The 13633-nt window shown below is 66.0% G+C and carries 12 protein-coding genes and 1 tRNA gene; 2 read left to right on the top strand and 11 right to left on the bottom strand.

Annotated features, from left to right (window positions below):
- Positions 1-5: 5 nt before the first annotated feature.
- From bioB to K9B35_RS02755, 7 genes are all read right to left on the bottom strand, one after another.
- Entirely contained in the window at positions 6-1001 is a 996-nt protein-coding gene (gene bioB / locus K9B35_RS02725) for a biotin synthase BioB (RefSeq protein WP_224920263.1), read from the bottom strand.
- A complete protein-coding gene (locus K9B35_RS02730) occupies positions 998-1351 on the bottom strand; it encodes a hypothetical protein (protein ID WP_224920264.1) in 354 nt (117 codons plus the stop codon). Before K9B35_RS02730 ends, bioB begins: the two co-directional genes overlap by 4 nt.
- Positions 1348-3486: a methylmalonyl-CoA mutase gene (scpA, locus tag K9B35_RS02735; RefSeq protein ID WP_224920265.1), complete on the bottom strand. Its 2139-nt coding sequence runs from the start codon at positions 3484-3486 to the stop codon at positions 1348-1350. Before scpA ends, K9B35_RS02730 begins: the two co-directional genes overlap by 4 nt.
- Positions 3487-4266, bottom strand: a complete 780-nt coding sequence (locus K9B35_RS02740) for an enoyl-CoA hydratase-related protein (RefSeq protein WP_224920266.1) — start codon at positions 4264-4266, stop codon at positions 3487-3489.
- 122 nt (positions 4267-4388) lie between these two features.
- Positions 4389-4808, bottom strand: a complete 420-nt coding sequence (gene mce / locus K9B35_RS02745; protein ID WP_224920267.1) for a methylmalonyl-CoA epimerase — start codon at positions 4806-4808, stop codon at positions 4389-4391.
- A gap of 16 nt (positions 4809-4824) precedes the next feature.
- Positions 4825-5607, bottom strand: coding sequence for a hypothetical protein (locus tag K9B35_RS02750; RefSeq protein ID WP_224920268.1), 783 nt, complete (start codon positions 5605-5607; stop codon positions 4825-4827).
- Positions 5608-5849: 242 nt separating this feature from the next.
- Complete coding sequence (locus tag K9B35_RS02755; protein WP_224920269.1) at positions 5850-7376, bottom strand: acyl-CoA carboxylase subunit beta; 1527 nt, start codon at positions 7374-7376, stop codon at positions 5850-5852.
- A gap of 98 nt (positions 7377-7474) precedes the next feature.
- Here K9B35_RS02755 and K9B35_RS02760 point away from each other — a divergent pair, with 98 nt between their 5' ends.
- Positions 7475-8866 (top strand): helix-turn-helix domain-containing protein, encoded by a 1392-nt coding sequence (locus K9B35_RS02760; protein WP_224920270.1) that lies wholly within the window; start codon positions 7475-7477, stop codon positions 8864-8866.
- A gap of 312 nt (positions 8867-9178) precedes the next feature.
- Here K9B35_RS02760 and K9B35_RS02765 read toward each other — a convergent pair.
- Positions 9179-9255: transfer RNA gene (locus K9B35_RS02765), tRNA-Arg, on the bottom strand.
- 84 nt (positions 9256-9339) lie between these two features.
- Here K9B35_RS02765 and K9B35_RS02770 point away from each other — a divergent pair.
- Positions 9340-9831 carry a hypothetical protein gene (locus K9B35_RS02770; protein WP_224920271.1) on the top strand — a complete coding sequence of 164 codons (492 nt, stop codon included), beginning with the start codon at positions 9340-9342 and terminating at the stop codon, positions 9829-9831.
- On the opposite strand, the gene K9B35_RS02775 is transcribed toward K9B35_RS02770, so the two are convergent.
- From K9B35_RS02775 to hemB, 3 genes are read right to left on the bottom strand one after another with little or no spacing between them, the layout of a single operon-like run.
- Positions 9828-12083 (bottom strand): fused MFS/spermidine synthase, encoded by a 2256-nt coding sequence (locus K9B35_RS02775; protein WP_224920272.1) that lies wholly within the window; start codon positions 12081-12083, stop codon positions 9828-9830. The two genes, K9B35_RS02770 and K9B35_RS02775, sit on opposite strands and share 4 nt — an antisense overlap.
- A 16-nt stretch (positions 12084-12099) precedes the next feature.
- On the bottom strand, positions 12100-12639 hold the full coding sequence (locus K9B35_RS02780; RefSeq protein WP_224920273.1) for a GNAT family N-acetyltransferase: 540 nt from the start codon (positions 12637-12639) through the stop codon (positions 12100-12102).
- Positions 12636-13625, bottom strand: coding sequence for a porphobilinogen synthase (gene hemB, locus K9B35_RS02785; RefSeq protein WP_224920274.1), 990 nt, complete (start codon positions 13623-13625; stop codon positions 12636-12638). Before hemB ends, K9B35_RS02780 begins: the two co-directional genes overlap by 4 nt.
- Positions 13626-13633 lie beyond the last annotated feature (8 nt).

The raw sequence follows: 13633 nt of genomic DNA on the forward strand, positions 1-13633 counted from the left end.
TAGACTCACTCCGCCGCCTCCAGCTCCGCCTTCACCTCAGCTTGCATCGCCCGCATCCCCAGCCGCGCAAACAGCGCCGCGTCCTTGTCGTCACCCGCATTGCCGGTGGTCAGCAGCTTGTCGCCGGTGAAGATCGAATTCGCCCCCGCCATGAAGCAGAGCGCCTGCGTCTCATCGCTCATGCTCTCGCGCCCTGCGGACAGCCGCACCATCGACTCCGGCATCGTGATCCGCGCCACCGCAACCGTGCGGACGAACTCGATCTGGTCGATCTTCGCCAGCGGCGTGTCGTGGAGCATGTCGCCCAGCACCGTGCCCTTGACCGGCACCAGCGCGTTCACGGGCACACTCTCGGGATGCTTGGGCAGCGTCGCCAGTGCATGGATGAAGCCGACGCGGTCGCCGCGCGTCTCGCCCATCCCGACGATCCCGCCGCAACACACGTTGATCCCCGCCTCACGCACGTGGTCGAGCGTCTCCAGCCGGTCCTCGAACGTCCGCGTCGTGATCACCTCGCCATAGCGCTCGGGCGAGGTGTCGATATTGTGGTTGTAATAATCCAGCCCCGCTTCGGCGAGCTGCGCCGCCTGCCCCTCGGTCAGCATGCCCAGCGTCATGCACGTTTCCATGCCCATCTGGCGCACGCCCTTCACCATCTCGACGATGGCGGGCATGTCGCGGTCCTTGGGGTTGCGCCACGCCGCGCCCATGCAGAAGCGCGACGAGCCATTATCCTTGGCCTGCGCCGCCGCCTGCAGCACCGCACGCACGTCCATCAGCTTGGTCGCCTTCAGGCCTGTCTCGGCATGGGTCGACTGATTGCAATACCCGCAATCCTCCGGGCACCCGCCGGTCTTGATGCTGAGCAGCGTCGACAGCTGCACCTCATCTGCCGCGAAATGCGCGCGGTGGACGGTGGCGGCCTGATAGACCAGCTCCATAAACGGCAGGTCGAACAGCGCGGCGATCTCGTCGCGGGTCCAGTCGGTACGGGTGCTCACATCAAAACCTTGATCCAAGAGTAAAGAAAGCCGCCGACCCCGAGGCCCAGGAACATCATCGCCCCCTGATTGGTCAGCCACGCGGAGCGCGGTACCGGCACATGACGCTGGCGGGAACGTAAAATCGACGCGGTACAGCTGAGCGCGCACAGGCCTGAAACCGCCAGAAACACCGTCAGTCCCGCGATAACGGGGCCGGGTATCTTCTGCCCCTGCGGCGACTGCGCAATCGACAGAATGCCGCCAAGCCCCAACAACGCCAGCGACAGCAGATGCTTCGAATAATCGTAAAGCAGCATCTCCTTGTCGAACCCGGGCTCCGGGTCCGGCTTGACGGCGTCGTCGCTCATTCGGCGGCCTCCTCACGCGGCGGCATGTTATGGCCGAGCAGGGTCAGCACCTCTTCGGCAGCGTTCACCAGATTGGTCCCCGGGCCGAAGATCGCCTGAACCCCCGCGTCGCGCAGGACCTGATAATCCTGCGCCGGGATCACCCCGCCCGCAATCACCTTGATGTCGGCACGCCCGGCATCGCGCAGATGCCCGATCAGCTGCGGAATCAGCGTCTTGTGCCCGGCTGCAAGGCTCGACACGCCGACCACATCGACGTCCTCGGCCAGCGCCAGCTCGGCGGCCTCCTGCGGCGTCTGGAACAGCGGGCCGGGGACGACCTTGAACCCCAGATCGCCGAACGCCGACGACACGAGGTTCGCCCCGCGGTCATGCCCGTCCTGCCCCATCTTCGCGACCAGCATGCGCGGCGCGCGGCCCAGCCGCCGCTCGGTCGCGGCGACGCCGTCCTTCAACCGCTCCCAGCTTTGGTCCGCATCATAGGCGCCGCCATACACGCCCTTCACCGGCGTCGGCACCGTCCCGTGCCGCCCGAACACATCCTCCATCGCCAGGCTGATCTCGCCCAGCGTCGCGCGATGCCGTGCCGCCACGACCGCCAGCTCCAGCAGATTGCCGTCGCCGCGCGCACCCTCGCGCAGCGCATCCAGCGCCGCCTGACACGCTACTTCATCGCGCTCCGCCTTCACCCGCGCGATCCGCGCCACCTGCGCCTCGCGCACCGCGTGGTTATCGATGTCGAGCGTCTCGATCGGGTCTTCCTCGGCCTTGCGGTATTTGTTGACCCCGACGATCACCTGCTCCCCGCGGTCGATCCGCGCGGCGGTGGCGGCGGCGGCTTCCTCGATCATCGCCTTGGGCCAGCCGGCGGCGACCGCCTTGGCCATCCCGCCCTCACCCTCGACCCGCTCGATGATCGCCCACGCCTTGTCGACCAGCTCCTGCGTCAGCGCCTCGACATAATAGCTGCCGCCGAGCGGATCGACGACATTGGTCATCCCCGTCTCTTCCTGGATCACCAGCTGGGTATTGCGGGCAATGCGCGCGGAGAAATCGGTCGGCAGCGCGATCGCCTCGTCCAGCGCATTGGTGTGCAGACTCTGCGTCCCGCCCAGCATCGCCGCCATCGCCTCGATCGTCGTGCGGATGACGTTGTTGTACGGGTCCTGCTCGGTCAGCGACACGCCTGAAGTCTGGCAATGCGTCCGCAGCATCTTGCTGCGCTCGTCCTTCGCGCCCAGCTGCGTCATCGCGCGATGCCACAGCACCCGCGCCGCCCGCAATTTAGCGACTTCCATGAAGAAGTTCATACCGATTGCGAAGAAGAAGCTCAGCCGCCCGGCAAATTTGTCGATGTCGAGGCCGCTGGCGACGCCGTATTTCACATAGTCCATGCCGTCGGCGATGGTGAAGGCCAGCTCCTGAACCTGCGTCGCCCCGGCCTCCTGCATATGATAGCCGGAGATCGAAATACTGTTGAATTTCGGCATCTTGGCCGACGTATATGCAAAAATGTCCGAGATAATTCGCATGCTCGGCTCGGGCGGGTAGATGTAGGTGTTGCGGACCATAAACTCCTTCAGAATGTCGTTCTGAATGGTCCCGTCGAGCAGGCTCTGGTCGACCCCCTGCTCCTCGCCCGCGACGATGAAGAAGGCGAGGATCGGGATCACCGCGCCGTTCATCGTCATGCTGACCGACATCTGGTCGAGCGGAATCCCGTCGAACAGGATCTTCATGTCCTCGACACTGTCGATCGCGACGCCCGCCTTGCCAACATCGCCCGTCACGCGCGGATGGTCGCTGTCATAGCCGCGATGCGTCGCCAGATCGAACGCCACCGACAGCCCCTTCTGCCCCGCCGCCAGATTGCGGCGATAGAATGCGTTGGATTCCTCCGCGGTCGAAAACCCCGCATATTGCCGGATCGTCCACGGCCGCCCGGCATACATCGACGCCCGCACCCCGCGCGTGAACGGCGCAAAGCCGGGCATCCCCGGGTCGGCGGTGACATCCTCCGCGGTGTACAGCGGCTTGACGTCAATCCCCTCCGGCGTGCGCCACGTCAGGTCGCGGCCCTTCACTTCCTTGTCGGCCAGCGCCTTCCAGGCGTCGGGGGTCGGCTTCTCACTCATTTACTTACCCTTGAACTCCGGCGCGCGTTTGCCGAGAAACGCCATCACGCCTTCACGGAAGTCCTCGGTCTTACCCGCAATCCGCTGATGCGCCGCCTCGACGCTCAGCGTTTCCGACAGCGTGTTGTTGAGCGCCGCCTTGATCTGCGCACGGATCAGGCCGAGCGCGATGGTCGGCTTGGCGGCGAGCGTCGCGGCGAGCTTCCCCGCCTCCGCCATCAGCGCATCGTCCTCGACCACCCGCGCGACAAGCCCGGCGTCCTTCGCATCCTCGGCGAACATCTTCTCGCCCAGCAGCGCCATCTCCAGCGCCTTCGCCCGCCCCGCCGACTTGGCAACCAGCCAGGTCGCGCCGCAATCGGGCACCAGCCCGATATTGCTGAACGCGAGCAGCAGATAGGCGCTCTTCGCCATCACCACCATGTCGCCGCCCAGCGCGATGCCCACACCAGCACCCGCCGCCGGCCCGTTGATCGCGGTGACGATCGGGATCGGCAGCTTCGACAGCGTCTCGGCCAGCGGGTTGTAGTGAAACTCCAGGCTCTCGGCCGGATCGACCGGCCCGCGATCCATCCGCCCGGCCAGATCCGCGCCCGAACAGAATGCCCGCCCCTCCCCGGTCAGCAGCACCGCCCGCGCGCCCTCATTCACCGCGCGCAACAGCGATGCGCGGATCAGGTCGAGCATGTCGAACGTCACCGCATTCAACCGCTCGGGCCGGTTGAGCCGGATCGTCGCGACGCCATCAGTCAGATCGTACAAAACCGTGTCGTCAGACATCCCTCAACCCCTCATCGTCACCCCGGCCTTGTGCCGGGGTCCACTCATCCGCGAGCGCATCGCTCACCATGGACACCCACGCTTGCCGCCCGGTGGACCCCGGAACAAGTCCGGGGTGACGGTTAGTGACTATCACGCGGGCTCTCCATGATCTCGGTCAGCACCCCGCCCATGTCGCGCGGATGGACGAAAAAGATCAACGTCCCATGCGCCCCGATCCGCGGCTCGCCCAGCACGCGCGCGCCCTTGCCCTCGAACCACGCCTTGGCCGCGTGAATATCCGGCACCTCGTAACACACATGATGCTGCCCGCCCGCCGGGTTCTTCGCCAGAAACCCGTGGATCGGCGAGTCCGCGCCCAGCGGCTCGATCAACTCGATCTGGGTGTTCGGCGTATCGACGAAGCACACCTTCACCCCCTGCGCCGGCAGGTCGAAGGGTTCATGAATCGTCTCCGCCCCCATCACATCGCGATAGAAGGCGATCGAGTCCGCGATCGACGGCGTCGCAACGCCGATATGGTTGAGGCGGCCGAGTTTCATGGTGTCATTCCAAAGATCAACATGACAGCCGCGACTCCTTCTGCACCGGCACGAACTTGCCATCGCGATATTCATAGCGTTCGACGAACGTCGCCGTGCCGCTCGCCTGCACCGCGAACGACTTGCCCTTCACGATATCGGTGATCTTGCCCTCAAGCCGGATCAGCGGTTCGCCGCCAAAGGTCTTGCCGGTCGTCTCATCGACCGCGCCCTCGTTGGAGCTCGACAGCCACACCCGTTCGGACTGGACCGGCCCATCGGGCGTCAACTCGGTGATCGACGCCCCGCCGCACGAATAGCCCTGCGCCGTGTCCCCGCTTTCGACATACACCGCCGGATTCTCGGTAAACGTATCGACCACCCGCCATTCGGGCACCGCACCCCAGCCAGAGCCGCGCACCAGCGTCGGCCATTTGCCCGTCACCGCAAACCCGTCTCCCTCCGGCTTCAGATAAGCGATCGCCAGCGCCCCCGAACAGGCGTGGCAGTCGGACTCGTTCGCGCCGGGGCTCAGCAGCACCGCCGTGTCGCCGATCCACAACAACTGGCCCGGCTTCACGTTGATGACACCGGCATCGTCCTCCTGCACCTGCGCCGCACCATCCTTGCCATAGGCGGTGCGGAACGCGAGCTTGAGCTGCTCCGCCTCAGGCAAGGCGCGCACGCCGGTCGGTGTCGGGGTGGCAGACGGTTTCGGGGCGGTCGTGTTGCCGCTCTCAGGTGCCTGCTGACAGCCCGCCAACAGCGCAATTGCGCCGGCGAGCGCAATGCAGGGGCGATTCAGGCGATCAAATTTCATGTCAGTCCCCTTATCACCGCCAGAAGGAGCACGAGCCATCCGGCCCACATCGCGATCAAGCCTACGTTGACTACGACCTTCAACACCGCGAACCGGCGGGGTGTACGCTTCCGGTTGGTCACGATCTGAAACGGCCATGGATCGCCGCGCAATTCTCCGCGCCGTAGCTGAGCGACGTGCCGCGACGTCGCGTAAAGCATCAGCGCGGTGAAAAAGCCGAAAAGGACTAGCCGATCCATTCCTCACAGCGGAATATTGTCATGCTTCTTCCACGGATTTTCGAGGCTCTTGTTCCTCAGTTTCCGTAGCCCCAGCGCGATCCGCCGCCGGGTGGAATGCGGCATGATCACCTCGTCCACAAACCCCTTGCTCGCCGCGACGAACGGGTTGGCGAAGCGCGCTTCATACTCCGCAGTCTTCTCGGCGATCTCCTCCGGAGTGCGCCCGCGAAAGATGATCTCGACCGCGCCCTTCGCGCCCATCACCGCGATCTCGGCGGTCGGCCAGGCATAGTTCAAATCCCCGCGCAGATGCTTCGACGCCATCACGTCATACGCACCACCATAGGCCTTGCGCGTGATCACCGTGATCTTCGGCACCGTCGCCTCGGCATAGGCAAACAACAGCTTCGCGCCATGCTTGATGATGCCGCTATGCTCCTGCCCGACGCCCGGCAGGAAGCCCGGCACGTCGACAAAGGTCACGATCGGAATCTCGAACGCATCGCAGAAGCGCACGAACCGCGCCGCTTTCTTGCTCGAATTGATGTCGAGCACGCCCGCCAGCACCATCGGCTGGTTCGCAACGATGCCGACGGTGCGCCCCTCGATCCGGCCAAAGCCGATCAGGATGTTGCCGGCATGCGTCGGCTGCACCTCGAAGAAATCGCCCTCGTCGACCGTCTTCCGGATCAGCTCGTGCATGTCATAGGGCTGATTGGCGCTCGGCGGGATCAGCGTGTCGAGGCTGTGCTCGAGGCGATCCCATGGGTCGCTGCTCGGCCGCTCGGGCACACTCTCGCGATTGCTCGCGGGAAGGAAGTCCACGAAGTCGCGCGCCGCCAGCAGCGCCTCGATGTCATTCTCGAATGCCACATCGGCAACGCCCGACTTCGTGGTATGCGTCACAGCTCCGCCCAGTTCCTCCTGCGTGACGATCTCGTTGGTAACGGTCTTCACTACATCCGGGCCGGTGACGAACATGTACGATGAATCCTTCACCATGAAGATGAAGTCGGTCATCGCGGGAGAATAGACCGCGCCACCAGCGCACGGCCCCATGATCAGCGAAATCTGCGGCACCACACCTGACGCCAGCACGTTGCGCTGGAACACCTCGGCATAGCCGGCGAGGGACGCAACGCCCTCCTGAATGCGCGCGCCGCCGCTGTCGTTCAGGCCGATCACGGGCGCGCCGACCTTCATCGCCATGTCCATGATCTTGCAGATCTTCTGCGCGTGCCGCTCCGACAGCGATCCGCCGAACACGGTGAAATCCTGGCTGAACACGAACACGAGCCGCCCGTTGATCGTGCCCGATCCGGTGACCACGCCGTCGCCCGGCACGATCTGATCCGGCATCCCGAAATCGACGCAGTTATGCTCGACATACATATCAAGCTCTTCGAACGATCCCTCGTCGAGCAGAACCTCAAGCCGCTCGCGCGCGGTCAGCTTGCCCTTGGCGTGCTGCGCGTCGATCCGCTTCTGGCCCCCGCCCAGCCGGGCTGCGGCGCGGCGGCGTTCGAGTTCCTCGATCGTCGAAGACATGGCGTACTCCCTTGGCCACCCCTGCACAGGACACGGGCGCACACGCAAATGCAATGTTGCAAAGTTGCATTGTCCATATCTGCGGATATTGTGAAGCCATGGAACAGCGCCGCCGCCTCTTCGCCGGAAACCGCGTCCGCGATCTGCGCAAGCGGCTCGCTTTGCCCCAGGCCGCGCTGGCCACCCGGCTCGGCGTTTCGGTCAGCTATCTCTCGCAGATCGAGAATGAGGAGCGCCCGCTCACCCCGCCAGTGCTGATCGCGCTCAGCCGCGAATTTCCCGATTTATGGGGTGAGGTCGGCAGCGACGACAGCACCGCCGAACTGGTCCGCGCGATCGAGGCGGCCACCGACACCAGCATCCCCGTCGCAACGCTGGACGAGGCCGCAGTCCAGCGCGGGGTCGAAAAACACCCCGCCCTCACCCGCCGCATGGTCGCACTCCACGATGCCTGGCGCCGCAGTCAGGCGCAGCTGCACGTGCTCGATGACAAGGTCGAAAGCGGCGCCGGTCGCGGCGGCGCCTTGCCGTGGGAGGCGGTGCGCGACTGGTATCAGGCCGAGGGGAATTACATCGACCCGCTCGACCGTGCGGCCGAAGCGCTGGCCGACAGCTTCGACCACCCCCGGGCGATCGAGGACCGGCTGCGCGGCTGGCATGGCATCACGATCGAGGAGGCACGCGACGATGATCTGCGCCTCTCACGCTTCGACCCCGAACATCGGCGGCTGATCATCAGCGGCGTGCTTCCGCCCGAGAGCCGTGCCTTCCTGCTCGCCCAACGCCTCGCCGCACTCGAATTCGCGAATGAGATGCGCGCGGTTGCCGATGCCAGCGGCCTCGCCTCACCCGAAGCGCGCGAACTGCTCGGACTCGGCCTCGCCAACTACGCCGCCGGGGCGCTGCTGATGCCCTATGCGCAATTCCGCGAATCGGCACGCGCGCTGCGCCACGATATCGACCGGCTGCGCCAGCGCTTCGGCACCAGCTTCGAACAGGCCTGCCACCGCCTCTCGACGCTTCAGCGCCCCGGTGCGCAGGGCATCCCCTTCTTCTTCTGCCGCGTCGACATGGCCGGGAACATCACCAAGCGCCATTCCGCCACGCGGCTGGAGTTCGCCCGCTTCGGCGGCGCCTGCCCGCTGTGGGTGGTGCATGAGGCCGTGGCGATCCCCGACCGCATCCTGACCCAACTGGCCGAGACGCCAGACGGCGCGCGCTACGTGATCATGGCCAAGGGGCTGGTAAAGCCCTCCGCCAGCTACGATCGCCCTCCGCGCCGCTACGCCGTCGCGCTAGGCTGCGAAGAATCGCACGCCGGTGAGTTCGTCTATGCCGACGGCCTGCGCCCGGGCGGCCTTGCAACGCCGATCGGCTCCAGCTGCCGCATCTGCCCGCGCAGCGATTGCGACCAGCGGGCGTTTCCCCCGGCGGCGAGCGAGATTCGCATCGACCCCGATATCCGCGCGCCGGTGCCCTACAGCTTTTGACTCAGTCGTGATCAGCCGGAGGCAGCGGACCATAAGCAGGATCAGGCTCGCGACGCCGGCACCGCTTGCAGGTGCGGTATCCCTCGCGCGTACGACTATGTGTCCAGCGATGGCCGCGAATCAGGCATGAAATAAACGTCAGCTTCCCCATGGCCGCCGAATAACATGAAAATCGCGCACAAAGCCAGAAAGTTAGCGGCTTGTTGCGGCAACGAAACCACCCGAAACGATCCAGACGGCCTGGTAGAGCGTGTCAGCAGGGGCCCAGATGCAACAAAGCCCCGCCGGGCTATTGCCTGGCGGGGCTTTGAATGGCGCACCCGGAACGATTCGAACGTCCGACCCTCAGATTCGTAGTCTGATGCTCTATCCAGCTGAGCTACGGGTGCGCAGTGGAGGGGCGCTGATAGAAGCGGTTTTCGGGAAACGCAAGCCCGTTGCGCAGAGTTTCTTCGCGGCATACACCCGCCGCGATGCGACACCCTATTCTCCTCGCGCTCCCGCTGGCGCTGTGTGCATGCAGCACCACCGGCGACGGCTACCCTTCGCTGCTCCCGCGGCCGATCGAATCGCGCGATGAGGGAGAGGTGGTGCGCCCCGATCCGGTCGCCACGCCCGATGCGACGCTCGATTCGCGCATCACGCAACAGGTCGCCGCCGCCGAAAAGATCGCGACTCGTTTCCGCTCGCTCGCGATGGAAACCGAATCGAAGGTCGCCGTGGCGCGCGGCGTAGCGCCCGGCAGCGACAGCTGGATCGCGGCACAGGTCGCGCTCGCCGACCTCAACCGCGCACGCGGCGAGCTGGTCGAAATCGTCACCAGCCTGGAAGAGACCGCCGCCGAGCGGCTTCGCGCCGGCACCGCCCCCTATCCCGCGCTCGATTCGGCGCTAGTCAGCCTGTCCCGCACCGCTGCCGAGCAGGCCGAAAAGGTCCGCGCGCTCGAGGATGCGCTCGCCGGCTAGGGCAGATCTTTGTTCAGGCTGCGCAGCACCGGCAGGATCGTCGCATAATCGTCGGTCCATGGCGTAAAGCCCGGCCGCCCTTCCACCGGCCGCCACCCCTGCGCCCGCGCGGTCAACTGCTTCAGCTTCTCGGGCGACCGCGATAGCGCGATCCAGTCCGACGTCGCCGCCTCGTTCAGCTCCTCGATCAGCGGCGGGTAATAGGTCAGCTGCGCCGCCGACCAGCCACCTAGCGCCGCCGCCCGCTCGACCACTGGCTCCAGTGACAGGAAGCGGTTGGAGATGTGGACCAGCAGCAACCCGTCCTTCGCCAGCACGCGGTCATAAGCCGCAAACGCCTCCAGCGTCATCAGATGCATCGGCACCGCATCGGACGAAAAGGCGTCGAGCACCAACAGGTCGAGGCTCTGCGCCGGCTCCTCGACCAGCCGCACCCGCGCATCGCCCAGCACCACCTTTGCATCGGGCAAACACTGCTCAAGGAAGCGGAACGCTCCGCGCGCGAGGCTCACCACCGCCGGGTCGATCTCGTAGAAGCGCCACGATTGGCCGGGCTTCGCATAACAAGCGAGCGTACCGGTGCCGAGGCCCACCACGCCGACCCGCGCATTGGGGCCGTACAGCGGCGGCAAGGCCTGCATCGCCTGCCCCACGCCGGATCCTGGGACATAATAGGTGGTCGGCAGCTTCAGCCGCTCGGGCGTCCCCTCCAGCTGCACTCCATGCAGCGTCGTTCCATGCGCCAGCCGCTTCTGATCGGCGAGATCGGTGATCGTATAGACCCCGAAATAGCTGCGCGTGCGCAAATCGCCCTGCCAGCTCATCGCGATCGACCGGAACCCGCCGAACAGGAACAGCGATCCCGCCAGCACGATCATGAACGGCACCCGCATCCCCACGGTGAACAGCCCGATCGCGGCGAGCGTCAGGTAGATGATTCCCGCCTGCTTCTGGCCAAGGATGTCCGACCCCTGCGACACCCCGAACCACACGATCAGCGCCACGACCAGCGCGATCACGAGGGTACGCACCCGCCGCCCCTGCCCGGGCTCACCCCATAACCGCCGGAAGAACGGCAGCAGCCACTCCTGCGGCACCAGCAACCCGGCGGCGAGGATCAGGATCGGATATTCATAGGTCCAGTCGAACACCAACGGCGCAACCAGCGCCGCGAACACACCGCCCAGCGCCCCGCCCACCGACATGGCGAGGTAGAATCCGGTCAGCCGATCCGGCTCAGGACGCAGATCGTACATATGCGTGTGCAGCGCCACCGCGACCATGAACAGCAGGGCGAGCGCCATCAGCGCGTTCAGCTCGGGATTGGCATTATGCCCCGCGATCATCAGCCCGCCGAACAACAGGATCGTGATCGGCGCAAAGCGGGTCAGCGTCACCGCCACCCCCCGCCGCGCCGCGAACGCGATGGTAAAGCTCAGCAGATACAGGCCGAGCGGCAGCACCCACAGCATCGGCACCGCGACGATATCGGTGGTCAGAAAGCTCGACGTAGCGAGCATCAGGCCGGAGGGGACGAACGCGAGCGCGATCCAGTGCGCCACGCGTCGCCTCGACGGCGCCGCGCTGGTCGCATGAACGTGCGGCTCGTCCGCCGCCTTGCGCGGCAGCAGCAGCGCGCACGCCGCGACCGCGATGAACACCAGGGCATAGCCGCCGGTCCACAGCCAGCTTTGCGCGTGCAGCGCCATCCCCGGCTCGACCAGCAGCGGATAGGCGATCAACCCGCCGAAACTGCCGACATTGGACGCGGCATAGAGCGCATAAGGGTCACGCCCGCCCGACGCCGAGGCAAACCAGCGCTGCAACAACGGTGCCTGCGCCGAAATCGCAAAGAACAACGGCCCGATCGACGCCGCGAGCAGCCACGGCACCCATACCGCCGGCTCGGCGTCCGCCGGCATCTGCATCGCCATCAGCCCGATCGGCAGCCACAGCGCCGCGACGGCGAGCACGCCCAGATGGATCATCGCCTGCTGCCGCACCGGCACCCGGCCCAGCCAGTGCGCATAGGCGTAGCCGCCCAGCAACAGCGCCTGATAGATCAGCATCGCACTGTTCCAAACGGCAGGCGCACCGCCGAGGCGCGGCAGCGCCATCCGTGCGATCATCGGCTGGACCAGGAACAGCAGGAAGCTGCCGAGCAGGATGGTGATAACGAACAGCGGGCCGCTCGCGCCCTTCAGCCATCCGGGCGCGCCCGGCTGTGGTTCGGCGACTGCTTCGGCGCTCATCGCCTCCCCTTCTCTCTTACGCGGTACTGACGGGGCGAGTGATGCGGTAGGTCACGATGTGGCGCAAGGGGTCATCCGCCGCAAAGGCGTGATGATCGAAATCGCCCCCCGCGACATAGGCCATGCCCAGCCGCTCCATCATCGCCCGGCTCGCGGCGTTACGCGCCGCGGTAATCGCGACGATGTGCGGCGCGTCGAGATTGGCCCAGGTCCAGTCGAGCACCGCGCGCATCGCCTCCAGCGCATAACCGCGCCGCCAATAGTCTCGCCCGAGCATCCACCCCGCCTCGACCTGCCCGGCGATCGGGTTGGGCGGATCGCCGCGCTTGAGCCCGCAAAAGCCCAGCACCGCGCCATCCTCCTTGCGAACGACGCTGAGGAACCCCAGCCCATCGGCGCGATAGCCGTCATGCCGCACCAGCGTCGCTGCGCTCGCCGCATCGTCCTTGACCGGCCCCAGATCGGCCATCACCATCGGGTCGGCCCACATCGCGTAGAGCGCCGGATGGTCCGCCGCGACCGGCGGGCGCAGGACCAGCCGTTCGGTCTCGATCATCCGCCCATCAACCGCGCGGCATGAAGCGCGTGGTAGGACAGCACCCCGCTGCATCCGGCGCGCTTGAACGCCATCAACGTCTCCAGCACCAGCGCATTGCGATCTCCGGCGCCTGCAGCAGCCGCTGCCTCGATCATCGCATATTCACCGCTTACCTGATAGGCGAACACCGGCACCTCGAACCGCTCCTTCACGCGACGCACGATGTCGAGATAGGGCAGCCCCGGCTTCACCATCACGCTGTCCGCGCCCTCGTCGAGGTCCAGCGCCACTTCGCGCAGCGCTTCTTCGGCATTGGCCGGGTCCATCTGATAGGTCTTCTTGTCGCCCTTGAGCAGCCCGCGCGATCCGACCGCGTCGCGGAACGGGCCATAGAATGCCGAGGCATATTTGGCGGCATAGGCCATGATCTGGACGTTGACGAAGCCCTCATCCTCCAGCGCCTCGCGGATCAGGCCGACCCGCCCGTCCATCATGTCGCTCGGCGCGATCACATCCGCCCCGGCGCGCGCCTGATTGAGCGCCTGCCCGACCAGCACCTCGGCGGTCTCGTCATTGAGCACATATCCTGCCGCATCGACCAGCCCGTCATGGCCATGCGCGGTATAGGGGTCGAGCGCGACATCGGTCAGCACGCCGATGTCCGGCACCGCATCCTTGATCGCCCGGATCGCGCGGCACATCAGATTATCGGGATTAAGCGCTTCCCCGCCATCCTCACTGCGCAGCGCCGGCGGCGTATTGGGGAACAGCGCCAGACATGGAATCCCCGCCGCCGCCGCCTCGCGCGCCTTGGCGACGATCCCATCGACCGACCAGCGCGACACGCCGGGCAGGCTGGCGATCGGCTCTTCAACGCCGTCCCCCTCGGTCACGAACAGCGGCCAGATCAGGTCAGCCGGCGTCAGCAGCGTCTCGGCATGAAGCCGCCGGCTCCATGCCGAACTACGGGTGCGACGAAGGCGAAGCGCGGGATAGTGGGACATGCCCAGCT

This window comes from Sphingomonas sp. R647, assembly GCF_020177055.1.
In the GTDB taxonomy this organism is placed as follows: Bacteria; Pseudomonadota; Alphaproteobacteria; order Sphingomonadales; family Sphingomonadaceae; genus Sphingomonas.